Source organism: Colwellia sp. MT41, assembly GCF_001444365.1.
In the GTDB taxonomy this organism is placed as follows: domain Bacteria; phylum Pseudomonadota; class Gammaproteobacteria; order Enterobacterales; family Alteromonadaceae; genus Colwellia; species Colwellia marinimaniae.
On sequence record NZ_CP013145.1, the window covers coordinates 2,305,899 to 2,330,219 of the forward strand.

The window sequence follows — 24,321 nt, forward strand, 5'->3', positions numbered from 1 at the left end:
AAAGGGGCTTAGCTAAGCGCATAAAAATTTATTCCAGCTATCTAGCCATCTAAATAATGATAAAGCATTTACAACCTGATTAAAGCTTACTGACTAGAAATTGTTAATAAAAATTGAAAATAAATGTAATTAAAATAAAAAAACATAGCAGCCATTAAATAATCGTCAAAAAAGACCTAACTGGTCACCAGCAATCGACTCAAAGTCTCGGCCAATAAAGGGTAAAATATCATCTGCTATTGGCTTAAGTTGTTTCTCCACATAAAAATCATAATCAAGTTTACTGTCGTTAAACTCTAAGGGCTGGACCCCCTCTAGAGTAATTACATACCTAATGGTACTCCTATGTTTATATTGTTGCTCTTTACCCTGCGCTGTTAACTTTTTATTGGCAATCAGTGCCGCTTTAATATGAGGCGGTGTATTAACGTAATCACTGAGCTTTCGTCGAATTTTTTTCTGATAAATCAATTTATTGTCATAATGGCCATGCTTCAAATTAGCCACTATCATTTTAATATATTCATCAATGGGCTCATCGTTAAACACTAACCGATAAAGCTCTTGTTGGAAGTCTTTGCTTAACTCGGTCCAATCACTTCTCACTGTTTCCAAGCCTTTAAAGATCATCACACCATTAGCAATACCGGCATAACGCTTTTTAGTACCAATATCATTTTGACCTTTGCCGGTATTTTTATTGCTATTAAGACCACGTATTTTAGGCATTAAAAATTGAGTGAAATGGGTTTCAAATTCGATTTCTAATTGGCTAGTGATTTTAAATTCTTGTTGCAGGGTATATTGCCATTTATCATTAATAAATTTTTGTAACTCAAGGCCTATTTTCGTTGCCTGTTGCTTTGATTTATCGGCACCGATATAAACAAAAAGGGAGTCGGTATCACCGTAGATGACTTTATGGCCTTTTGCGGTGATCCAACGACTGGTTTTCTTTAAGATTTCATGGCTTCGTTTGGTAATAGAGCCCGAAAGTCGAGGATCAAAAAACCGACACCCGCTAGAGCCTAAAACACCATAAAAACTGTTCATAATAATTTTAATGGCTTGTGATAAAGCGGCATTTTTTTGTAATTTAGCTTTATCTCGCTCTAACCAAAGGGTCTCGATGATATCAGGTAAAAAGTGCGCGTCTCTGGAAAAATAAGCGCCATCAAAGCCCTTGATAACATGAAGACGGTTATCTTGATGCCAATGCCCGTCCTTGTCTTTCACTGACTTCAGCGCACGAACCTCTTCAAGACCTTCAATTAAGCCCATGGGATCAATTTTAAAGGTACGTATTATAGAGGGATATAACGACTTGAAATCCAGTACCAAAACATTTTCATACAGGCCCGGTATTGAATCCATAACATAGCCACCAGGAGATACTAGACCAGAGTCACCATCCCCCATATTAGGGGCGATATACCCACTGCGATGCAACTTAGGTAAGTATAGATTGGTAAATGCCGCCACAGAGCCACCTATTCTATCAATGGCTAAACCCGTAAGTTGCGCCCTTAGCTGGGCAAAAGCCAGTAACTGAGTTTTTTCAAAAATAAGCCAAACTAAGCGGCAATCTTCTAAGTTATAAGCGGCCAGTGCTGGTTTGTTATGGTTAAAATTGTCGGTGATCTCTTCTACTCTATTATCAACATCAACCACCTTTTTGCCCAAGCCAAGTAGCTTATGGGCGACATTATCAAGTGAAAAACTAGCAAAACTATAAGTAGCACTTTTCAACAAATCGATACCATCAAGGACAACACGACCTGCTATTTCAATAAAATTTTGCTCAGGGTTATTGGCATTTTTACGCCAATTAGGACTACTACCATCACGGCCAATAGCAAACTCAATACCATATAAGTCACAACGTTTTTGTAATAAGATAAAATCAAAATTGATGACGTTCCAACCAATAAGAATATCGGCATCAAATACATTCACTGCCTCAATAAATTGCTGCAATAGCTGTTTTTCATCTTTTAGCCATTGAATATAATTTTCGCTCGTTGCTTGTGGCTCACCAATCATTAAGACCCGTTTAAATTCATCTTTACTAGCCGAGGTATTAGTATTACAGGCGTACAAACCAATGGAGTATAGCTGCCCTTGCATAGAGCATTCGATATCTATAGAGAGCATAGTAAGGCTAATGTCACTTTGTGCTGTAGCGCGCTTACACCTAGCTTGTGTTATTAATTGGTAACCCTGAGAAGCTTTATCGCTGTCATTACTTGGCTTACCATCAATATAATCACCTAGCCCTTTAGTCATAACATCACTTACATAAGTAATATCTGCAGTAATATGGCGCTCCATTAAGAATCTGTCGTCGGGGCGAATATCATCTTCATAACATTTTATTTGTTTAGCTTTTAAGGCCTCTCTAGCACGGTAAAAACTGCGCAGTGAGTTAAAATACAGGGCAGCAACCTTTTGCTGAGCAAAGGTTTTTAATGATAATTGTTGAGATTTTGCTAAAGGAATATCTTGGGCAGTCAATATACCTTGAGCAATCTCTAATTGATGATGTTCAACAAAAAAAACAGCAAGTTCATGCTTTATTTGCAGTTTAACTGGGCCAGAGCTACTTTTCAGCCAAAGGGTAACTTGCAAACCACTGGCGCTATCTTGCACTTGGCGGGTAAGTAGAAAGCCGCTATTGATATTGATGTTGTTAAAAGTTGCCATTTTATGGTGTTTTTTTCGTGTGAAGCGCTTAAACCTGTTAATATATACAGCAGTGTAACCGATATCCTGTTTTTTGGAAACTAGTAACAATGTTATCTGATAAGTTAAAACAAGCTATTCGTCAGGCCTATAAAGCCATCGGCGAGAACTTACCTCACTTTAATCCTCGTAAACAACAAACTTTACTGATTGCCGAAATAGCTAAAACTCTAGCAGGTGAATACAGTAAAGATAGAAAGATAATTACTATTGAAGCTGGCACAGGTACAGGAAAATCCCTCGCTTATTGCCTAGGCGCAATTCCCCTAGCGCTTGATCGAGATAAAAAGGTTTGTATTTCAACGGCCACTGTCGCCTTACAAGAACAATTAGTCGACAAAGATCTGCCTTTTTTTAAAAAACACTCGGGCTTAAATTTTGAATTTACTTTAGTCAAGGGCAGACAACGCTATGTCTGTCGACAAAAATTAAGCCAAGCGGTGACCACTGGCTCAGATAATGAAGCCGCTCAAGTTGGTTTTACTTTTGCAGAAAAGCCCGATGCAAAAGATGTTCGCACACTCAATGCCATGCACAAGGCCCTTGTTGATGGCTCCTGGTTAGGCGATATTGACTCTTGGAAAACCCAGCTACCTCAACATATTTGGCAGCAGGTACAAAGTGATAAACATAGCTGTTTAAAACATTTAGCTGAGCATAGTCACTGTCCTTTTCACAAAGCACGTGAAACGATGGACCAAGCTCATGTTTTAGTTATCAATCATAGTTTATTATTAGCCGATCTTGAGCTCGGTGGCGGTAGAATACTGTCATCACCAGAAGATACCTATTATATCATTGACGAAGCGCACCACCTAGCCAAGGTAACCCGTGATTTTTCCAGTGCCAGTATTAGCCTAAAAGGCTCAATTGAGTGGTTAACTAAACTCGGAGAAACTGGCGATAAAATGGCTAAATTGATTAAGTCAAAAAGTGCTATTTCTCCGGCAACTAAATTAGGCGATGACTGCCAAGATTTACTCATGGAAATGCAAAAAGTAGTTAATTTCATTGACGCTAATGCCAATACTTATTTTCAAGAAAATGATTCATTATCCCAGAACAATAAATTTACTAAGAAATCTCAACATGATGAACAAGTGTATCGATTTGAAAATGGCATCATCCCACCAACATTAAAAACCTGGGCTGAAGATTTACAAGGCTTAAGTAAAAAATCATTAGCCCATTTAAATAAACTCTATAACGGACTTATTGAATCGGTAAAAGATGGCGATACCCAACTGTATTTAGCCGAGCCATTACTGGCTGAAGCTGGCTTTATGTTGCAACGTTTAGACAATTTACAAGCCCTATGGTTTATGTATGCTAAAACTGATAGTGAAAAAGCAGCCCCTATGGCTCGTTGGTTACAGAAACTGACCTCTAAGCGTCATGATTACCTATTAAGCGCATCCCCTATCGAAGTAGGTTTTGCCTTAGAAGATATGCTGTGGAGCAAATGTGAAGGTGCCGTATTATGCTCAGCAACCTTACGGGCCTTAAATTCCTTCGACCACTTTCGCTTTCAGGTGGGTTTAAAAAATAATGATGGCAGTCAATATCAATACGTTGACTCCCCTTTTGATTACCAGCATAACGCGAAATTAGTTATAGCTAATATGGAAAATGAAGCCAGCGCACAAGAGTTCACTGATGAATTAATTGCTAAATTACCAAAATACCTTGCCCAAGGAAGTGCCAGCTTGGTGCTATTCTCTTCCTATTGGCAAATGAATAAGGTCGCACAAGCACTCAGGGATGAAAGTGATATTGAAATCATGGTGCAAGGCGAATTATCGCGACAACAAATAATAACACAGCATAAAAAACGTTGCGATAATAACAAAGAAAGTATTATTTTTGGTACACAAAGCTTTTCAGAGGGGCTAGATTTACCTGGAAACTACCTTACTAACTTAATTATCACCAAACTGCCGTTTTCGGTGCCAACTTCGCCAGTTGAACAAGCTCAAGCTGAATATGTCACCGCTAAAGGTGGTAACCCGTTTATGACCTTATCTGTACCTGATACAGCGAAAAAATTGGTACAAGCTTGTGGTCGTTTATTACGAAATGAAAGGGATAAAGGTATTATAACCTTACTGGATAAACGTGTAGTAACCAAACGCTATGGTAAGCAAATACTCGACTCTTTGCCGCCTTTTAGCCGAGTGTATGAAAAATAATTTAAGCTGGTTTGACTGTTGCTTTAATAAACTGTCCTGTACGCCATAAAAAGGCTTAAATAAAGTTTTAAGCCTTTAACGGGTATTTAATACGCTTTCTTACCTCGAGCATATTCTAATGCTTTAGCATAAGCCTTTGTTGTCGCTCTAATATCGACTTGTTTAGTAAAGTCAATATTCACTCCCGCTTTAACTAGCTCTTGGTAAAAATCGGCTATAGCACAACTTTTAACTTGTTGACAAACGATGGCATATTTAAATATTGCTGGCTTATAGGCCTGCAAAGAGGCTTTTTTAAACCAAACCAGCGCTGCAGGTAAACTTTTCCGTACCGCTGTGCCGGTAAGGTACATTTGAGCAAGATTGACTTGACCTTGAGCAAAGCCAAGATCTGCAGACTCTTGAACCTTCACTAATGCTATTGCTAGTGCTGATTCACTACCGCTTTCAGCAAACTTTAAATACTCTAAGCCAATAAAGTTTTCTTTTTTACCTGGAATGAATACCGAAGTCGATTCAAAATGTGAATCTGGGACAACTACATTACCGTCAAGTATATTATTTTCTGGGCGACGAGCCAAAAGGATAGCACCTGAAGTGATCATTCCTTGTAATTCTGCAGCATTATAATTATGACGTTTTTCTTGGAAAAAACTTTCGGACCTCAGTAGCGCATAACGTATTGTTTCATTCAACTCATGCTCTTGTGGATAAAAAAAGCTACTAAAGTTAAGCGTGACTACATCGCCGGTAATATCTTTAACTTTTGCCATACGAAATTTCTCCGCGGGGCGAAGGTTATCTTCAATGACTCGGAAATCGATATAATAAATATCATTCAATTGAGGCGCAGCGACAATAGCTTTTGTTTGCTCGCTTAATAGATAGTTTTTATAAAAAATACTAACCGCTAGCGCAACTGCAGCAAAAACAACCACAGCGATTATTTTACTTCTATGCTTGGTCAGCCAAGGATCGGGATCCTTAGTATCTAAAGTATAATGGTAATAGGATTCATCTTGTTTATCTTCTGCGCTTGGAGTATCGGCACTAGCTAATGTTTCTTCAGATTCTGCTTCTGATACAGCCTGTTGCTCAACTTCTGCTTCGGGCAAAGCTCCATCTTCCTCATATTGGCGAACTGCTGCTTGTGGCATAACCGCTCCTTATTTTTATTTTCATAATTAATACCATTTGAACATAAATTAAACAAGCGTTAATTTTATGTTACTTTGATTTAACATTTGTATTGCTACACTAAAACCACTTCAACATGACACTAAGATGCCCAGTAGCAATGGCTTTAATTCACATCGCAAGCATCTGAGTTTATTAAAATTATTTAAATTGTTTAGACGAATATTTTAATGGTTTTAAGTATACATTTTTATAGCAATTAAAACAATCGTTTGATTATTGTGCCAAAAATAGCCTTTTACCTGACAAATTTTCTCTCTTTGTTAACGTAGCGGCTATTATTTTGTATTAGCCTAACTTGACTTATCAGGATAAGATGCCAAGTACCTCACTTGTCTTATTTACAGTTTACACATGAAAAAAACAATTAAAGTTACCTTATTATCATTACTTATATTCCCGGGCGTTGGACATTTACTATTAAAAAAATATGCAATAGCCTTAGGGTTTATCGCTAGCTTTGCCTACCTACTATTGGGTTTTGTCAATGACTTGTTGACTAAGAGTCAACAAGTCATTGACAGTATTATGCGAGGGGACGTTTCTCTTGATGTTGCTGCAATCCGACAAGCATTGATTGAGCAAGGCGTATTAGAAAATCCTCAGCTAACAACTGTAGGTTATGTAATGCTAGCTATCTGGGGACTTTCCGCTTTTGACGCCTATCGAATTGCAAAAAAAAGCAAAGCAGATAATATCAGCGAATAAAACCAGTAAAGTAAATTTCAGCTGCTTTTTACTTTTAAGGTATCAGTAGCGACAAAATGGCCAGTTACAACATCAACGGGTTATTTTGCAGCTAGCAAGTTGTTATTTAGGCTAAATTCTTATCTGCATATTAGAAAAGTGATAAACGCTACACATTTGCCTCAGCATCCCCTCGCGCAAGCGTTAATGTACCCTAGACCATGACTATTATTCGGCCATTGAGACACCTGACAATATGTTACTTTATCTAGCGCTTTTTTATTTCGCTATTGCTGGGTATAATTACCTTGTTTCCCTTTTTGAGTATTGTTAATGAATTACCTGCCACTAGAAAGTTTAAAAAATGCTTGGATTTTCAAGCATAAGAGTTTACCTATTGCTGAATCGGATCTAGCAAAAATAAAACCTCTGAGTATCGAACGTGCCAATATAGTATGGGACACCTTTATTTCTCGCCAAGTAGATCACCCAGACTTTTTCAAAAAAGGCGATTGGCCCTCAGATAATAGCAACTGGTTAGAGCAAGGAAAGTGGGAGGGGCTATGGGACAGCAATGAAGCCGCACTACCTGAGTTAATCGACCAACATCTAGACTGGGATCAAAATACCGTGGTCTACTACTGTAATTCCCGAGATAATGTCATAGAGACAAATTGGTTAATATTCAAACGTTGTTGGAAAAACTTTTTGTTTATGGATGATGGCCCTATTTTGCTGGGTAAAAAACGTCAACAAGTGGTGCAATTTACCAGTAATGGCTATTTTAAAGTTGGCCAAAAACCAAACAATTCTTAAGCAATCCGCTATTCAAATCAACTTTTTATTCTAACGGTCCTACTTTGCATAAAAACAATCGCCATAAACAAGGTTATAACTTTACGGTTTTAGTTAAAAAACATCCTGAATTATCACCTTTTATTATAAAAAATAAATATAATAACCAAGATACCATCGATTTTGCTAATCCATTGGCAATTAAAGTACTTAATGCCGCTTTATTAAAAAGTGACTATCATATCAGCTTCTGGGATATACCTGATGGTTACCTATGTCCCGCTGTCCCGGGAAGAGTTGACTATATTCACCATCTCCATGACTTACTCACGGCAACGGCAACAACACGGTTAGTTGCGAAGAAACCCGTTAAAGTGCTCGATATAGGCACAGGAGCCAGTTGCATTTACCCTATTTTAGGGCAAAGAGCATACGGCTGGCATTTTGTCGCCTCTGATATTGACCCCATTTCAATCAAGGTGGCAAAACAGATAATATCAGCTGATAAAACACTCAACCAAGCGATTAGCTGTCGTTTACAACCCAATAGCAATCATATCTTTAATGGTATTATCGCTGAAGATGAATTTTATCATCTAACCCTATGTAACCCGCCATTTCATCGTTCTTTAGCAGAGGCAAGTCAAGGCACTAGGCGAAAATGGCAAAATTTGAATAAAGCTAGCACCCCCTCGAAAAAGCAAACAGAAAAACTAAATTTTGGCGGACAAAAAGCTGAACTATGGTGTCCAGGTGGTGAATTAGCCTTTATTGATAAAATGATTAAGGAAAGTAAGAATTATCAGCAACAGGTACTTTGGTTTACCTGTTTAGTCTCGAAAAAAGAGCACCTGTCAAAACTAAAATTCTATTTAAAAAAAGCGCAAGTAAAACAAATCAAAGTGATTAAAATGGCTCAAGGGCAAAAGATAAGTCGCTTTATTGCTTGGAGTTTTTATGATATTAGTTAACCTAATAAGACACTTATACCTCTTTTATTAAGTTTTTGGTCTTGTTGTGCACAGGAAAAATAAATCAGGGCAAGACGCTCGATTGAGCAATAGCGAGCTATTGGGATTGAGAGCAACGCTGACATGGAGTATTTTAACCCGCACAAGTGAGCGATAATTTAAGATATGCGGCCATTTAGGGACATTAAAGCCCCTAAGCGTTTTCGTTATCTGTACTAGCAAGACCACCCGTAACCAACTCTCCCAAGCGAAATAACTGCCATTGCCCTGGCGCCATTTTATGCCAGGTTTCATCACCGGTGAGCGGTTTTGTCGCAATAACAGTGACAATATCATTACTGGTGGTTTCTTTTTGAAAATCGACCGCCATTTCTGCATCAATAAGACTTGCTTGACCAAAGGGGGCTTTACGAGTGAGCCAATGCAAGTTAGTAGAGCAATACACGAACATGTATTCACCATCAGTAATAATAATATTGGCAACGCCAAGCTTATCAATTTTTGCCGTAAGTGCCGCGATAAAGCCAAATAATGTTTTAGCCTCTACCTGCTTAGCGCCAAACTCTAAGTGTAATTGATCAAGTATCCAACAAAAAGCATGTTCACTATCCGTGGTACCAATGGGTAAATGAAAGTGAATAGGTAGCTCACTATTAAAGTCTTTTAACTGACCATTATGTGCATAAGTCCAATTTTTACCCCACATTTGACGAACAAACGGGTGGGTATTTTCAAGACATACCGCGCCAGAATTAGCTTGTCTGATATGGCAAACTACCGCTTCACTCTTCATCGGGTATTTAGTAACCAGCTCGGCGATAGGCGAATGTGCACTAGGCATGGGATCTTTAAAGCTTCGACACCCCTTGCCTTCATAAAAGGTAACGCCCCAACCATCACTGTGTGGCCCAGTATTACCACCACGCTGCATTAAACCACTAAAACTAAAACAGATATCTGTTGGCACATTGGCACTCATCGCTAAGAGCTCACACATAAATCAATTAATCCTTTTAAAACAAGTAACTTAATCGAACTGGCAACCTTGGAAATTCAGTGCAGTGTCAGTAAGGGGGTCACTATAGAAAATAAAAAGCTAAACAGATCAAAAATCCGTTTAGCTTTAATTAATATTAAGCTGTAATTGGCGTTAAGTCACTAGATAACTTAACCACACTTTCTTTTAGTGTAGTAAAAGCTGGGGCTTGTTGTGATGGGCCAACACCTAGGTGAGGGTGAGTACTTAAGGTAGGCGGATTAAATACCACCAGCGCCATCATTAGGAGTTACTGCTTCATCTCCCTTTTTTATCGTGAGTTTTTGAGCAGCACGTTGAAGTTTAGTCATGTTTACACTGGATAATTCCAACATCATTGAATCTTTAAAATTTAAAGTTAATTAAAAAAAACAGTTAATAACTTACCGGTTTTAACAAAACCTTCAATTATTAACTGTAAAAACCAGTACATTTGACCTGGTACACTTTAAAAACAAATACAACAATGAAAATTGTAACTCCTTGTTACGAATAAAAACATTACATTACATTACACGCTATTGTATACCGTAGCTTTATCGTGTTGTATGCCACTGTGTTGTTGCATTTATTATATTTTTATTTATTACCTTTTTCATTAAAAATACTATCCACATATTCCCGCCGGCGATTTTCTCACTTACCTAGCTATATCTATCATAATGAATGATTGATACGCCTGATTTAGCATGCGGCTACAATAATGGCGCATATTTCCTTACTAGTACCCGCCGCATCCTTGAAAATTTCACCCGTACACCTAAAGTGACATGGGTAAAAAATGGCCATCTCATATTTTTACAGCAACATTGATATAGACAGCAGGTTACCATTTGATGGTACTAATTCTGATAGTGCTAATTCTGATGGTGCTAAAAAATATTTCTTACATGACAATGTGCCATTGATAGCACTTAATACATAGTTAACCTCTTAACTTAAAAGTAAAATATGCTTGGCTAAAGCAACAATTTATTCTATAAATAGAGTACATCGTTGACAAAAAATTATTTTAAATTCAAATACTTTTTCTTATATTAAGCATCACATCAAAAAACACTAAAAGGGATTCCTGTGGATATTATTATTTGGTTATTTGTCGCATTTTCGCTTACTTGGTTTATGAGCTATGCCAGAACAACATTATCTAGTTTTACCTTAGCCTTTGCCGCACTGATGGCCTTAGGGTCTTTTTTCAACATAATAGGTATAGTATCTTGGTTACTCTTTGCTGTAATCGCACTACCACTGAATATAGATAATATCCGCCAACAGTTTATTAGTATGCCCTTGTTGGCTCTTTTCAAGAAAATAATGCCACGAATGTCCTCAACAGAACAACAAGCCATTGATGCCGGTACCACATGGTTTGATGCTGATTTATTTCGCGGTGACCCTGATTGGGAAAAATTACATAATTACCCTCGACCGCGACTGAGCCCCCAAGAGCAAGCATTCATCGATGGACCTGTTGAGCAGGTTTGCGCCATGGTTAACGATTGGCATATTACTCATGAAATTGCCGATCTACCACCAGAGATATGGAAATTTTTAAAAGAAAACAAATTTTTTGCCATGATCATTAAAAAAAAATATGGCGGCCTAGAGTTCTCCGCTTTTGCCCAATCTCGTGTCTTACAAAAACTTACTGGGGTGAGTTCCGTGCTTGCCAGTACTGTAGGAGTTCCTAACTCATTAGGTCCAGGTGAATTATTACAAGAATATGGTACTAAAGAGCAACAAGACTATTACTTACCACGTTTAGCCTCAGGTAAAGAAATCCCTTGTTTTGCCCTTACCAGTCCAGAGGCAGGATCTGATGCGGGTGCTATTCCAGATTACGGCATTATTTGTCATGGCCAGTTTGAAGGCAAAGATGTCTTAGGTATGAAACTCACTTGGGATAAACGCTATATCACTTTAGCCCCTATTGCGACAGTGTTAGGCTTAGCATTTAAATTACAAGACCCGGACCAACTGCTCTCAGATAAAAAAGAGTGGGGCATCACCTGTGCCCTTATTCCAACCAATTTACCTAATATTATTATTGGCCGTAGACATTTCCCTTTAAATATTCCCTTTCAAAATGGTCCAACACAAGGTACTGATGTTTTTGTGCCACTTGACTTTATCATTGGTGGCTCTGCTATGGCTGGACAAGGCTGGCGTATGGTGGTTGAATGCCTTTCTATAGGTCGTGCTATTACCTTACCGTCAAATAGTGCCGGTGGTATTAAAACCGTGGCTTTAGCTACTGGAGCCTATAGCAGGATAAGACGACAATTTAAAATGCCCATTGGTAAAATGGAGGGTATTGAAGAGCCACTTGCTCGCATAGGCGCAAATGCCTATCTCATGGACGCCGTCACCACGATGTCAACCGGAGCCATAGATCTGGGTGAAAAGCCGTCTGTTATTTCAGCCATAGCCAAATATCACCTAACCGAAAAGATGCGTTCGTCCATTATCGATGCCATGGATATTCACGGTGGTAAAGGTATTTGCCTGGGACCGAACAACTATTTAGCACGCGGCTATCAAGGGGCACCTATCGCCGTCACCGTTGAAGGGGCTAATATTTTAACCCGCAGTCTAATTATTTACGGTCAAGGCGCCATTCGTTGTCATCCCTATGTGCTGGCAGAGTTAGAAGCTGCCAATAATAGTGATAGTGAACAAGCGCTTAATGACTTTGATCATGCGATTTTTGGACATATAGGTTTTACTATCAGTAATATTAGCCGTAGTTTATGGTGCTCAATTACCGGTTCACGCTTCTTGAATAGCCCATTTAATGACGAAACTCACCGTTACTATCAATTACTTACTCGCTTTAGTGCCAACCTAGCGATGCTTTCGGATATTTCCATGCTTATACTGGGTGCGGAGCTTAAACGTAAAGAACGTATTTCTGCGCGGTTAGGAGATGTACTTAGCCAGCTATATTTAGCGAGTGCCACCTTAAAACGATACAATGATGAGGGCCGAAAAACTGCTGATCTGCCCTTTGTTCAGCATGCCGTTGAAGATTGTCTCTATAGTATACAACATGCCATTGACGAGCTTATTAGTAATTTTCCGAACAAGGTGGTGGCAAAACTTTTACGGCTGATAATATTCCCTCTAGGTATGTGGCTGAAAAAACCAAGTGATGAAATAGCGCAAAAGGTAGCAAGAATACTACAAACACCTGGTGCAAGTCGTACTCGCTTAGGTCAAGGGCAATATTTAACTCGCGATGGCAATAATATTTTTGGTAAATTAGAACAAGTACTTGAGGATATTATCAATTGTGAAGCAATTCATGAAAAAATCTGTCGTGCTTTAAATAAAACATTACCATTTTATCAACTAGATAAAGTAGCCGAGCTTGGGCTGTCTGAAAACATTATTTCTAAAGATGAAGCAGAGTTATTAACGACTGCAGAGACTGGGCGACAATGGGTTATTGCCGTAGACGACTTTGATAGTAAAGAATTATCTGCATTTAAGCCCAAAATTTAGATAAATAATGTACTAAAATCCACCTTAGTAACTGTGCTAATTTGTAGTATGGATATATAAAGTGCCTTTTAAATATTATCAGTTGCAAGAAACGATGTTAACATAAGGTAAATATAATGATAAAACTAATACTTTAACTGAGCTGAACATGCCCGTAAAAGAGATAATGCCCCAAGAGCAGACGAATATGCCGGTAAAACGTCGCTCAAAAGGGCAAAGAACACGCGAGAAAATTCTGATTGCTGCGATTGAGGTTTTAGCGCTCAATGGTATAAAAGGGACTACCCACCGTGCCATTGCCAGCCATGCACAACTACAGCTTTCTTTAACGACTTATTATTTTAAAGATATTCAAGAACTTATTAATCAAGCATTTAAATTGAATGCAGAACATATCACCTCGCGTGCTGATACAAACTTAGCCGCCGCTTGTATCCTTATTACTAAAATAGAGAAGAAAGAACTAAGAAAGACAGCAGTTAAGGAAGCATTGTGTCTACAATTGAGTGAAATGACATCTCAGCATTTAATTGACAACATCAAACACCAAGCTATATCTCTTGCTGTCGAACAATTAATGTTAACCGAGATCCAAGTAACGCCAGAGTTACGCTTGCTTGCCCAAGAACATCAATTAGCTCAGTTAGTACCTTATGAGCAGCTATGTCGATTTTTTAACAAAGTGAATCCTGAACTCGATGCTAAAATAATGTACACGGTTTTCTCTCAACTGCAATATGCTCAACTTGCCATGCAAGTAAACATTGATAGCGAGTTAATTGCACAGACAACTCGCAGGATTATTGCTTGGATTATGTCACTAAAATAATTGATAAATGGTTAATAAAAAAGGCCCGCTAACTATAATATATAGTTACCGGGCCTTTTTTTGTACTAAAGACTAAAACTTAGTTTAGTTTACTTTAGTTATGAATTAAAGAAACGACATCAATTCTTGATCAAGTTGCATTATGCTTTTTGGATCTGTCATCATAGTTTTAGCTAAAGACTTAGTTCTAGGTAACATTCTCTCAAAATAAAACTCAGCTGATTTGATTTTTGCTCGGTAGAAGTCACGATTTTCAACATCTCCAGCTAATTTTTCATAAGCAGATTGCGCCATTTGAGCCCAAAAATAAGCCATGACGATATAGCCAGAATACATCAAGAAGTCGACTGATGCTGAGCCAACAATATCACGATTCGATTTAGCCTTGAGTGCTAAGCGTATTGAATACTGTTGCCAGTTAGCGATAGCCTTACCCAATGGCCAGATAAAGCGATTCATTTTACGTTTATGTGGATTACTTGAAATTAAACTGTTGTTTTTACAAAAGCCAAGGACCTCTTTAGAGAAATCATTTAAAGACTTACCACGAGTCATTAATATTTTACGACCTAATAAATCGAGTGCCTGAATACCTGTGGTGCCTTCATAAAGCGTAGAAATTCTTACGTCTCGTACTATTTGTTCCATGCCCCACTCTTTAATATAACCGTGGCCACCAAAAATTTGTAAACCATGATTGGCACTTTCAGTGCCAAGTTCAGTTAAAAAAGCTTTTAAGATAGGCGTGATAAAACCTAAACGATCATCTGCTGCTTGACGCTCTGCTTCGGTTTTTGCCATAGAAATATCATCAACAATTTTAGCTGTATAATAAATCATTGCCCTGCCGCCTTCAGAAATCACTTTTTGTGTCATCAGCATCTTACGCACATCAGGATGAACGATAATAGGGTCAGCAACTTGATCAGGATATTTTTTTCCTGTTAAAGAGCGCATAGATAAACGTTCTTTGGCATAAATTAATGAGTTTTGAAAAGCTAGCTCTGCGGCACAAACGCCTTGTAACGCTGTACCGATACGCGCAGTATTCATAAAGGTGAACATACATTCTAAACCTTTATTCTCTGGACCTATTAGCGTACCAACGGCATTGTCAAAATTAATAACCGCTGTCGCAGAAGCTTTAATACCCATTTTGTCTTCTATTGAGCCACAAGTAACATTATTTGCCTCACCTAGGGTACCGTCTTGATCCGTTTTTATTTTTGGTACAATAAATAAGGAAATGCCACGAGTGCCTTTTGGCGCGTCTGGTAATCTTGCTAGGACGATATGGATAATATTATCCGTCAAGTCATGATCACCTGCAGAAATAAATATTTTAGTGCCGGTGATATTGTAAGTGCCATCGCCATTTGGCTCGGCTTTCGTTGTCACTTGCCCTAAATCAGTACCACATTGCGCCTCGGTTAGACACATGGTACCGGTCCAAGTACCCTGAATTAAGCGTGTTAAATACAACTCTTTTTGCTTATCATTACCATGGGTAGTAATAGTATTCATGGCACCATGGCTAAGGCCTGGATACATTGCCCAAGACCAGTTGGCTGTGCCTGTCAATTCTGATTGCACCATGCCTAATGAAGGTGGTAAACCTTGTCCACCATATTCCAATGAATGCGATAACGAAGACCAGCCGCCATCAATGTACTGTTGATAAGCTGCTTTAAAGCCTTTAGGTGTTGTTACCTTGCCATTATCATAGTGACAACCTTCTTTATCACCACTTTGATACAAAGGCAGTAATTCATTTTCACAAAATTTTGCACATTCTTGCAGAATTGCATCCACTAAGTCAGGCGTTGCTTCTTCAAATTCTTCATATTTTTTATAATGATCATAATAATTGAATACGTCTTCAAGCAAAAATTTAATATCTGCTATGGGTGCTTTATAAGTTAGCATTAACTTTCTCCGACAAATTTAGTGAACTATTTATAATTTTATAGCTAGATTAAAGCACTGGTCGTACCACTAATTCAAGCTTTTTTTAGTTTTTTATTAATAATGACAATAGACAACAAATATTTGCCAGCAAAATAACCCGCTATATAAAAGCATAAACCTAGGCTTAACTACGCAAAGCGCTATAAAAATCAATTATAAAGATGAAGAAATTAAGTGCTAATGCAAATAAAAATAACAAGGTAAGTAATTGATAATCAATTATCTTTGGTAAATGTTTAAGATAAAGCTGCGGCTAGTTAATGCTATAGAAGGAAAATATGGGATGTTATTCCGTATTAGCAGACATTCTGTGTTTAACTGTGTGTTTATATCAAGGGGGGATATGCTAGATGATCAACAAAATTGGTGGCGCGGATGGGACTCGAACCTGGGAAGAACCATTCGGTGTGACAGACCGCCTACCTTATAAAAAGATAACCAACTGAACTGCCGATTCGCTGTATTTCATTTTAAGATTTTAACGACTCTTATGACGCAGCAACTATGATGATTTTAAAAAAATTTGATGGAGTGGACGGGACTCGAACCTGGGAAGAACCATTCGGTGTGACAGACCGCCTACCTTATAAAAAGCTAACCAACTGAACTACCGATTCGCTGTATTTCGTTTTAAGATTTTAATGACTGTTAGATCGCAGTAACTATGATGATTTCAACAAAATTGGCGGAGTGGACGGGACTCGAACCTGGGAAGAACCATTCGGTGTGACAGACCGCCTACCTTATAAAAAGCTAACCAACTGAACTACCGATTCGCTGTATTTCGTTTTAAGATTTTAACGACTCTTATGTCGCTTCAACTATGATGATTTCAACAAAATTGGCGGAGTGGACGGGACTCGAACCCGCGACCCCCGGCGTGACAGGCCGGTATTCTAACCAACTGAACTACCACTCCGCATATCTTGTTATCTCGAGTTTATCACCAGGATAAGTGAACGGTACTCGAACCCGCGAAAGACATCCGCTGTGACAGGCCGCTATCTTATAAAAAGCTAACTGACTGAACTTCCACTGCGCTGTATTTCGTTTTAAGATTTTAACGACTCTTATGTCGCAGCAACTATGATGATTTCAACAAAATTGGCGGAGTGGACGGGACTCGAACCCGCGACCCCCGGCGTGACAGGCCGGTATTCTAACCAACTGAACTACCACTCCGCATATCTTGTTATCTCGAGTTTATCACCAGGGTAAGTGAACGGTACTCGAACCCGCGAAAGACATCCGCTGTGACAGGCCGCTATCTTATAAAAAGCTAACTGACTGAACTTCCACTGCGCTGTATTTCGTTTTAAGATTTTAACGACTCTTATGTCGCAGCAACTATGATGATTTCAACAAAATTGGCGGAGTGGACGGGACTCGAACCCGCGACCCCCGGCGTGACAGGCCGGTATTCTAACCAACTGAACTACCACTCCGCATATCTTGTTATCTCGAGTTTATCACCAGGGTAAGTGAACGGTACTCGAACCCGCGAAAGACATCCGCTGTGACAGGCCGCTATCTTATAAAAAGCTAACTGACTGAACTTCCACTGCGCTGTATTTCGTTTTAAGATTTTAACGACTCTTATGTCGCAGCAACTATGATGATTTCAACAAAATTGGCGGAGTGGACGGGACTCGAACCCGCGACCCCCGGCGTGACAGGCCGGTATTCTAACCAACTGAACTACCACTCCGCATATCTTGTTATCTCGAGTTTATCACCAGGGTAAGTGAACGGTACTCGAACCCGCGAAAGACATCCGCTGTGACAGGCCGCTATCTTATAAAAAGCTAACTGACTGAACTTCCACTGCGCTGTATTTCGTTTTAAGATTTTAACGACTCTTATGTCGCAGCAACTATGATGATTTCAACAAAATTGGCGGAGTGGACGGGACTCGAACCCGCGACCCCCGGCGTGACAGGCCGGTATTCTAACCAACTGAACTACCACTCCGCATATCTTGTTTATCTTGAGTTTTTCACTAGGGGAAGTGAACGGTACTCAAACCCGATAAAAGATCACTGGTCGTAACAGGCCGCTTACCTAATAAAAGTTAACCGACTGAGCTACTACTTTACAATCTTTAGCTATAGCTTACTCAACTGACCTTAATCAATCATTGCAAGCTATGGCCGCATTCAACAACATGTCGTTGAATGCGGCGAGATAATACGGTTATGGCGCGGTGCAGTCAACCACTTTTTTAATAAAATTGACTGCATGTGCATTTGACGAGCAATCTGCTGAAAATCAAAGCATATTCCATCACTATACCCAGTGATAAATTAAAAATCGTCTTAGTTTTGCTTATTTTTTACTTTCTTTCTACGTAAAGAAAAAAATAGTACCACCGCAATAAGTATAATTACCCCATTGCCAGCGACAATAAGTAATATAGTTTCTTGCTCATCTTTCGCTTGTTGCTGGTTTAATAAAGCCAACTCTTTTTCTTGTGCTGTTTTAGCCAGAAAATCTGCGGTAATAGCCTCAGCGCCCTCCGAGTTGGCTTTATCACCAACTCTAACCATCAGCTGGTTAGTTGCCTCAATATTAAAGGTGAACTCTGGCAACACTAAACGAAATTCTCGGCCAGTAATTGTTTTACCAAAAGCACTGACATTGATCCGATAAAGACCAGGTTCAGTATTGGCCATAGTTATACTTCTCGTCTTGCCATGACTTTCCATAATGGAAAAAGGCTCAACTTGACGGTCAGGAAAAGTAAATTTCCCCTGAAAGACAAGGCTATCAGGGTCAACATAACTAGGGTCTATCGTAAGCAGTATCTGGTGGGGTTTATCAGCGACTTGTGATTTAACCACACTCACTGCTACCGGTGTTTTTTGTAATAATATAGTCGATTGTCTTAGCTCTCGCGTTACCATGGGTAATTTGACCAAGTAAACTGGTTGCCATTCTCCTGGAGCAAAATCTAGGATAAACTCACCAGTAAAGATATTGTCATTAGCATATTCATCTAAACCATAACCGTCATCACGAAAGGACGTCACTTTAATGGCATCTGCACCAAAGTTTTCATAGGCAGAGTTATTAGTACTGTAAAAATTAACATCTAATTTAACAACATTTTTAAAATGGAGGCTATCTATTGCCTCGTCACCATTAAATAAGCGCCCTTCTACTTTAAGGGTCTCCCCAGAAAAAGCAATTTCGGGTAATGGCTCTACGACAATTTTAATATCTGAAACAACCAGTATTTGACTATGAGGTAAGATATCGCCTACGGCTTGCCAAGGCCCCGGCATAGGTTTTTTTATCTTAATCATGTCAAAAGTCCGGTCATCAAACCATTGTACTTTTTTATGATCAAAGTCATTAACCCTTATTTTACTGCCATCAGGTCTAATAAGAATAATAGGTTTACTACCACTTTTACGATAAAAAATTAACGTTATTTCATCTAAGTTTGCATCGAGACGAAAACGATTATCAAAATAGGGTACCTGGTTGGTTATATTATCATTTTGATAATATTCAACTTTCGTTTTATTAAGCTTACCTGCTTTTTTGTTTTTTTCTATATCACTCGTCATGAAAGCCCCAGCACTAAAGGAGGCAACCACAAAAAGAAAAACAGCAGACCAGCTTGCTACTTTATTTTTTTTAGGCTTAAAACAATAATGCTTATTTATTTCCAAAGTGGCTCTCCTCCTTTTGTCGCGATGACAGCAATGCGATCTGCATGTGCCTCTAATTCATCGGTCGAAGCCGTTATAACCTTTAATTTATTACGTGAGGCTGATAAACGCCTGATGGCATTCGCGTCAGCATTACTGCCGTCACCTACCGACAAGTTTAAACTAGACTGCTTGCGTGTCATTTCAATATAGACAAAAGCAAGTAGTTGCGCATCAATTAAAGCGCCGTGATAAGTACGGTCTATTAATTTATCTACTCGATAAAAACGTGCTAAATAATCTAAGGTTTTTGGGGAGCCTAATTCATCTTTTGATAGTTTCAAGGTATCGGTAATGGTACAGAACTCTGCCGTCATCGGTACTTTATCTTGGCCCCGCGCTCTGGCATTAAACAATGCAAATTCATGGTCCATAAAGCCAACATCAAATTTTGCATTATGTATAACCAACTCTGCACCGCGGATAAAATCAATAAACTCATGAATAACTTGGGAAAATATAGGTTTGTCATTAAGGAATTCATTGGTTAAACCATGAATATTAATAACCTCTTTATCCATCTCAAATACCTGGCCACGATGATCAAGGGGTTTTACATAGGCATGATAGGTTCGACCTGTTAATTGGCGGTTCACCATTTCAACACAACCAATTTCTACAATTCTGTGCCCTTCCCTAGGGTTGATACCAGTAGTTTCAGTATCCAAAATGATTAAGCGCTGGTCTTTGTCTGAAATTTGCTGATCGGGGACATTATTCACTTGCGGGCCTTATATTTAAAGTTTAATACGATGACTATTTATCTGGTAGTGTTTGGGGAAATTCAATTAAATTAATGTGCATACGTTTACTGGTAAAGCATAGAGTAATTAAAGCAAAGACAATCAATGCTTGGCAAATTAGCCATGGCATTGAAGTCAATTGCCAGTAAAAAAAACTAATAAGGTTAATGGTGAAGTCAAAAATTAGCGCCACTATCAACAATGCTCGGCAATGAGGCCAAAGCATTTTTACCCAGTTTGGCGCATTGGGGCGACGTAGACTAATAATCAGGACCACAAATAAACCAATGACGCCGGAGAGCAAGCTTAGCAAGAATACATTGGTGTCTGGATAAACCCACTGCATGGTTGACACCCTATCTTGCATATTAGTTACCGACATAAGCCAAACGAGATAACCACGTAAAACAAACAGCAAGACCAGATAAAAACGTTTTGATAACTTTAAGCAGTCAAACTTATCAAAATCTTCAATGGAATACTGTTGATATTGTTTAGGCACCAGGTGTTTGCTCATTTTTTAATTGACGCTCTTGATGCAATAAATGTTGAGCGGTAGTAATGGCTTTAACGGCTTTAGATTTAAATTCACGGGTATATAAGGTGTAAACGACCCATAAACTCACCAAGACAAATAAAAACGGGTGAAAAAACCAACATATTGCGGCTAAGGCAAAGTAATACGACCGCAAGCCATAGTTATAAGAATGGGCGGCTTGATCTTGTACTATCGCCATTTGTTTTGCATAAGCCAGTAAATTCTCATTTTTACCCGACTGTTGATAGGGCGTCGCCCCTATCATTACATTCAAAAAACCGTATTGGCGCATAGACCAAGTAAACTGAAAAAAAGAAATAACAAATATAAAGGCTAATAAACTGAGTTTTAATTGTATGGCTAAGTGGTTAACCTCAGCGGCAAAGGGTAATGATGAAATCACTACCCCCAAGGTATCGACTTTGGCAAATAAAGTAAAAATACCGGCAAGAATCAACAAGGTGCTAGAAGCAAAAAAAGCAATATTACGTTCCAAGTTGGCGAGTAAAGCCGCGTCTGATACTCTAATTTCACGGGAAATAAGTTCATACATCCAATGAATTCGGTGTTGATGTAAAGATCTTGCGATACAATCGGTATTTTTCGCCTTTCTTCGTGCAAATACGGTATAACCATACCAAGCGGCAATAAAAACAGATAACGCTAAAATATCGATTAGGGTAAAAGGCAAGATTAATTCCTTAATAGGTAATTGGGATAATAAAAATATGATTATACGTCAACAACTTTTATTGACCAACAACTTCATTTAATAGATAAAAAAGTATTTTCGATTACGACAAGTAATTTGGCCGGCTAAAAAATACCGAATAAAAGTGTTAGTCTGCATAAAAATTGCGCCTTAAAAGCAAGTTGCTCATTTAGTTTTTTATAATGTATGAACTAAACATTTCAATTTTATATATATTACAATCACACTGACGTTATTATAATTCACCGCGTTTTGGCCTTGAAGTACATATAACGCAAGCAAGGAATTTCTATGAAAAACATCAAACGACTGGCCTTATTAGTGGCTATTTCAACTACACTGGCTGCTTGTAATAGCTCCCCTGCCGTGCCTAGCCAAGAAACATTACCTGGCAGCTGGCTCGTTCAGTCAATCCAAGATAAAGCGGTTATGATGCAAAATATTGCTCGCTTAAACTTTGATCAAACAAACGGCTTAAGCGGCTCGGCATCGTGTAATAATATATCATCACGCTATAGTATACAGAACAACTCGCTAAACATTGGCCCTATAGCCACGACTCGGAAAATGTGTGCACCGGCGTTAATGGCACAAGAGTCTCGATTATTACAAGCACTTGCTAAAGTAAAACGCTTTCAATTACATAATGGTGAGCTATTAATGTACGACCAACAAGGCGGCTTACAAATAAAAGCAAAAAGAGCAAAGCCAGAGCCTAGCACTTAATTAATATCAAAAAACAAGCTACCTATACTTTTTTGCTATATAGGAATATAAGTTATAACAAAATATCACTTCTTTTTTTATAACAAAAAGCTACTCTTAGTCAGTTAATATAACTAATTCACAGGATCCAATATGTCTAAAATTTTCAAAGACAACACCACCACCATAGGTAACACTCCTCTGGTGAAGCTAAACCGAGTAATTAATGCTGAAAATAGCGCAAATGTTTACGCTAAAATAGAAGCTAGAAATCCAAGCTTCAGCGTTAAGTGTCGTATCGGCGCGAGTATGGTGTGGGATGCTGAAGAAAAAGGCTTATTAGGCCCAGGAAAAGAAATTGTTGAGCCAACAAGTGGCAATACCGGTATCGCATTAGCGTTTGTTGCTGCAGCGCGTGGCTACGCCATTACCCTAACCATGCCTAGCACCATGAGCTTAGAACGTCGTAAATTACTGATTGCGTTAGGTGCAAAAGTTGAACTTACTGACGGCGCTAAAGGTATGGGTGGCGCAATTGCTAAAGCCCAAGAGATAAAAGATTCTGACCCAGAAAAATATGTATTATTAGGTCAGTTTGATAATCCAGCGAACCCCAAGATTCATGAAGAAACCACTGGACCAGAAATCTGGAATGATACCGAGGGTAATATAGATATCTTTGTTTCTGGTGTTGGTACTGGTGGTACCCTTACCGGTACCAGTCGCTATATTAAACTAACCAAAGGTAAAGCCATTATTACGGTTGCAGTTGAGCCAGTAGACTCCCCGGTAATCACTCAAGCTCTTGCGGGTGAAGAGTTAACACCAGGCCCTCATAAAATTCAAGGTATAGGTGCCGGCTTTATTCCTGGTAACTTAGATCTTGAAATGGTAGATGCCGTTGAACTCGTTTCAAATGAGGATGCTTTTGCTATGACACACCGTTTAATGAAAGAAGAAGGTATTCTTGCTGGTATTTCATCAGGCGCCGCAGTTGTTGCTGCGAAACGTATAGCTGAACGTCCTGAAAATAAAGGTAAAAATATTGTCGTTATTTTACCAAGCTCTGCGGAACGTTATTTATCAAGTGCGCTTTTTAGTGACAGCTTTAGCGATAAAGAACTTGTTCAATAAATAGGACTAGATGAACTTAATGTTGACTAAAGGCACTTCGGTGCCTTTTTCTTTTTAACCATTCACCTAGATATTTCACTTCACTTTAACGAAGTAATTACGTTAGTATTAACCATGATGCTTTTACTTTGACTTACTTTAATGCGCTATCTAAAAACCCTTATATCTGCTTTGTTATTAAGCTCAATCTTTTTATTAACTGCTTGTGATAACAATGACTCAAAAAAAATCACCACGGTTGATGACCCAGAAATTGTTGCCATTGCGTTTTTTGATGCACTTTATAATGAAAAAAATATTGAAAAAGCCGCTTCGGTTTGTAATCCTAAGTTAGCCCGACTTATTCTTCATTATCGCTCACCTCAAGCGGTAGCCCGTCACTTGTTTAATATGTCATACGATAAAGTTACAATTACGCCCGATAGCTCAGGGGTAAAAGTGAGAGAACAATTTAAAGGTAGTGCTAGAATTACCGTATATTTTGATGGCTATTACCAAGAAAACCGAGTTAAAGACATTAAACGCCTCGCGATTGTCCAGCGTGACGGCAAGTGGTTTATTGATAAAATATTAAAAGACCCGTTTTAACACCTCCTCTACAATAATTACCAATAAGATAAAATAATGTTAAAAACAGGTACCTACCAGCACTTTAAAGGCAACTACTACCAAGTACTTCATATTGGTCGACATAGTGAAACCGAAGAATATATGGTGGTTTACCACCCTGCTGATAATAAAGAAGATATATGGCTGCGCCCTTTAACTATGTTTGATGAAACGATCGAGCGAGACGGTAAAATGCTAAAACGTTTTAGCTTTGTTAAGCCATAACACTTTTACCGTTATCAATAT

At 38.6% G+C, this 24,321-nt stretch carries 19 protein-coding genes and 5 tRNA genes; 11 read left to right on the forward strand and 13 right to left on the reverse strand.

The window, feature by feature from the left end; translation table 11 throughout:
- Positions 1-165: 165 nt before the first annotated feature.
- On the reverse strand, positions 166-2,703 hold the full coding sequence (locus CMT41_RS09895) for a DNA polymerase II (protein ID WP_083494259.1): 2,538 nt from the start codon (positions 2,701-2,703) through the stop codon (positions 166-168).
- 89 nt (positions 2,704-2,792) lie between these two features.
- Here CMT41_RS09895 and dinG point away from each other — a divergent pair, with 89 nt between their 5' ends.
- The gene (gene dinG / locus CMT41_RS09900; RefSeq protein ID WP_058027165.1) at positions 2,793-4,931 is read left to right on the forward strand and encodes an ATP-dependent DNA helicase DinG; all 2,139 of its coding nucleotides are present in this window, start codon (positions 2,793-2,795) and stop codon (positions 4,929-4,931) included.
- A gap of 86 nt (positions 4,932-5,017) precedes the next feature.
- Here the strand turns inward: dinG and CMT41_RS09905 are convergent, their stop codons facing one another.
- Positions 5,018-6,088, reverse strand: a complete 1,071-nt coding sequence (locus tag CMT41_RS09905) for a sel1 repeat family protein (RefSeq protein ID WP_058027166.1) — start codon at positions 6,086-6,088, stop codon at positions 5,018-5,020.
- Between the two features lie 394 nt (positions 6,089-6,482).
- Between CMT41_RS09905 and CMT41_RS09910 the strand changes: the two genes are divergently transcribed.
- The 3 genes from CMT41_RS09910 to rlmF all read left to right on the forward strand — a co-directional run bounded on the left by CMT41_RS09910 (position 6,483) and on the right by rlmF (position 8,581).
- A complete protein-coding gene (locus CMT41_RS09910) occupies positions 6,483-6,836 on the forward strand; it encodes a hypothetical protein (RefSeq protein ID WP_058027167.1) in 354 nt (117 codons plus the stop codon).
- Positions 6,837-7,148: 312 nt separating this feature from the next.
- Entirely contained in the window at positions 7,149-7,631 is a 483-nt protein-coding gene (locus CMT41_RS09915) for a DUF2947 domain-containing protein (protein ID WP_057181149.1), read from the forward strand.
- Positions 7,632-7,675: 44 nt separating this feature from the next.
- On the forward strand, positions 7,676-8,581 hold the full coding sequence (gene rlmF / locus CMT41_RS09920) for a 23S rRNA (adenine(1618)-N(6))-methyltransferase RlmF (RefSeq protein ID WP_057181150.1): 906 nt from the start codon (positions 7,676-7,678) through the stop codon (positions 8,579-8,581).
- A gap of 193 nt (positions 8,582-8,774) precedes the next feature.
- On the opposite strand, the gene CMT41_RS09925 is transcribed toward rlmF, so the two are convergent.
- Positions 8,775-9,578, reverse strand: coding sequence for a class II glutamine amidotransferase (locus CMT41_RS09925; RefSeq protein ID WP_057181151.1), 804 nt, complete (start codon positions 9,576-9,578; stop codon positions 8,775-8,777).
- An 820-nt stretch (positions 9,579-10,398) separates the two neighbouring features.
- Between CMT41_RS09925 and CMT41_RS19125 the strand changes: the two genes are divergently transcribed.
- From CMT41_RS19125 to CMT41_RS09935, 3 genes are all read left to right on the forward strand, one after another.
- The gene (locus CMT41_RS19125) at positions 10,399-10,542 is read left to right on the forward strand and encodes a hypothetical protein (RefSeq protein ID WP_157466351.1); all 144 of its coding nucleotides are present in this window, start codon (positions 10,399-10,401) and stop codon (positions 10,540-10,542) included.
- A 149-nt stretch (positions 10,543-10,691) separates the two neighbouring features.
- On the forward strand, positions 10,692-13,121 hold the full coding sequence (gene fadE / locus CMT41_RS09930; RefSeq protein ID WP_083494260.1) for an acyl-CoA dehydrogenase FadE: 2,430 nt from the start codon (positions 10,692-10,694) through the stop codon (positions 13,119-13,121).
- A 148-nt stretch (positions 13,122-13,269) separates the two neighbouring features.
- Positions 13,270-13,950 (forward strand): TetR/AcrR family transcriptional regulator, encoded by a 681-nt coding sequence (locus CMT41_RS09935; RefSeq protein ID WP_083494261.1) that lies wholly within the window; start codon positions 13,270-13,272, stop codon positions 13,948-13,950.
- A gap of 105 nt (positions 13,951-14,055) precedes the next feature.
- On the opposite strand, the gene CMT41_RS09940 is transcribed toward CMT41_RS09935, so the two are convergent.
- From CMT41_RS09940 to CMT41_RS09985, 10 genes are all read right to left on the reverse strand, one after another.
- Positions 14,056-15,876 carry an acyl-CoA dehydrogenase C-terminal domain-containing protein gene (locus tag CMT41_RS09940; RefSeq protein WP_058027169.1) on the reverse strand — a complete coding sequence of 607 codons (1,821 nt, stop codon included), beginning with the start codon at positions 15,874-15,876 and terminating at the stop codon, positions 14,056-14,058.
- Positions 15,877-16,760: 884 nt separating this feature from the next.
- Positions 16,761-16,837, reverse strand: a tRNA-Asp gene (locus tag CMT41_RS09945).
- Between the two features lie 186 nt (positions 16,838-17,023).
- A tRNA-Asp gene (locus CMT41_RS09950) sits at positions 17,024-17,100 on the reverse strand.
- A 186-nt stretch (positions 17,101-17,286) separates the two neighbouring features.
- Positions 17,287-17,363, reverse strand: a tRNA-Asp gene (locus CMT41_RS09955).
- A 186-nt stretch (positions 17,364-17,549) separates the two neighbouring features.
- A tRNA-Asp gene (locus CMT41_RS09960) sits at positions 17,550-17,626 on the reverse strand.
- 186 nt (positions 17,627-17,812) lie between these two features.
- A tRNA-Asp gene (locus CMT41_RS09965) sits at positions 17,813-17,889 on the reverse strand.
- Between the two features lie 344 nt (positions 17,890-18,233).
- A complete protein-coding gene (locus CMT41_RS09970; protein WP_058027170.1) occupies positions 18,234-19,595 on the reverse strand; it encodes a TIGR03503 family protein in 1,362 nt (453 codons plus the stop codon).
- Positions 19,586-20,356: a DNA polymerase III subunit epsilon gene (gene dnaQ / locus CMT41_RS09975; protein ID WP_083494262.1), complete on the reverse strand. Its 771-nt coding sequence runs from the start codon at positions 20,354-20,356 to the stop codon at positions 19,586-19,588. Before dnaQ ends, CMT41_RS09970 begins: the two co-directional genes overlap by 10 nt.
- Positions 20,357-20,390: 34 nt before the next feature.
- A complete protein-coding gene (locus CMT41_RS09980) occupies positions 20,391-20,894 on the reverse strand; it encodes a DUF2919 family protein (RefSeq protein ID WP_057181155.1) in 504 nt (167 codons plus the stop codon).
- Complete coding sequence (locus CMT41_RS09985; protein ID WP_057181156.1) at positions 20,872-21,606, reverse strand: DUF599 domain-containing protein; 735 nt, start codon at positions 21,604-21,606, stop codon at positions 20,872-20,874. The genes CMT41_RS09980 and CMT41_RS09985 overlap by 23 nt, the downstream gene beginning before the upstream one ends.
- A 312-nt stretch (positions 21,607-21,918) precedes the next feature.
- Between CMT41_RS09985 and CMT41_RS09990 the strand changes: the two genes are divergently transcribed.
- The 4 genes from CMT41_RS09990 (at position 21,919) to CMT41_RS10005 (ending at position 24,300) form a co-directional block, all read left to right on the forward strand.
- A complete protein-coding gene (locus CMT41_RS09990; RefSeq protein ID WP_057181157.1) occupies positions 21,919-22,353 on the forward strand; it encodes an META domain-containing protein in 435 nt (144 codons plus the stop codon).
- A gap of 132 nt (positions 22,354-22,485) precedes the next feature.
- Entirely contained in the window at positions 22,486-23,466 is a 981-nt protein-coding gene (gene cysK / locus CMT41_RS09995; protein ID WP_057181158.1) for a cysteine synthase A, read from the forward strand.
- A gap of 141 nt (positions 23,467-23,607) precedes the next feature.
- Positions 23,608-24,054 (forward strand): hypothetical protein, encoded by a 447-nt coding sequence (locus CMT41_RS10000; protein ID WP_057181159.1) that lies wholly within the window; start codon positions 23,608-23,610, stop codon positions 24,052-24,054.
- 36 nt (positions 24,055-24,090) lie between these two features.
- Entirely contained in the window at positions 24,091-24,300 is a 210-nt protein-coding gene (locus tag CMT41_RS10005; protein ID WP_057181160.1) for a DUF1653 domain-containing protein, read from the forward strand.
- Positions 24,301-24,321 lie beyond the last annotated feature (21 nt).

Bases quoted from the DNA above. Each gene is read 5' to 3' on its own strand.
- CMT41_RS09895 (WP_083494259.1), bottom strand. From the start codon at position 2,703: ATGGCAACTTTTAACAACATCAATATCAATAGCGGCTTTCTACTTACC.
- dinG (WP_058027165.1), top strand. From the start codon at position 2,793: ATGTTATCTGATAAGTTAAAACAAGCTATTCGTCAGGCCTATAAAGCC.
- CMT41_RS09905 (WP_058027166.1), bottom strand. From the start codon at position 6,088: ATGCCACAAGCAGCAGTTCGCCAATATGAGGAAGATGGAGCTTTGCCC.
- CMT41_RS09910 (WP_058027167.1), top strand. From the start codon at position 6,483: ATGAAAAAAACAATTAAAGTTACCTTATTATCATTACTTATATTCCCG.
- CMT41_RS09915 (WP_057181149.1), top strand. From the start codon at position 7,149: ATGAATTACCTGCCACTAGAAAGTTTAAAAAATGCTTGGATTTTCAAG.
- CMT41_RS09925 (WP_057181151.1), bottom strand. From the start codon at position 9,578: ATGTGTGAGCTCTTAGCGATGAGTGCCAATGTGCCAACAGATATCTGT.
- CMT41_RS19125 (WP_157466351.1), top strand. From the start codon at position 10,399: ATGGCCATCTCATATTTTTACAGCAACATTGATATAGACAGCAGGTTA.
- CMT41_RS09935 (WP_083494261.1), top strand. From the start codon at position 13,270: ATGCCCGTAAAAGAGATAATGCCCCAAGAGCAGACGAATATGCCGGTA.
- CMT41_RS09940 (WP_058027169.1), bottom strand. From the start codon at position 15,876: ATGCTAACTTATAAAGCACCCATAGCAGATATTAAATTTTTGCTTGAA.
- CMT41_RS09980 (WP_057181155.1), bottom strand. From the start codon at position 20,894: ATGAGCAAACACCTGGTGCCTAAACAATATCAACAGTATTCCATTGAA.
- CMT41_RS09990 (WP_057181157.1), top strand. From the start codon at position 21,919: ATGAAAAACATCAAACGACTGGCCTTATTAGTGGCTATTTCAACTACA.
- cysK (WP_057181158.1), top strand. From the start codon at position 22,486: ATGTCTAAAATTTTCAAAGACAACACCACCACCATAGGTAACACTCCT.
- CMT41_RS10000 (WP_057181159.1), top strand. From the start codon at position 23,608: ATGCGCTATCTAAAAACCCTTATATCTGCTTTGTTATTAAGCTCAATC.
- CMT41_RS10005 (WP_057181160.1), top strand. From the start codon at position 24,091: ATGTTAAAAACAGGTACCTACCAGCACTTTAAAGGCAACTACTACCAA.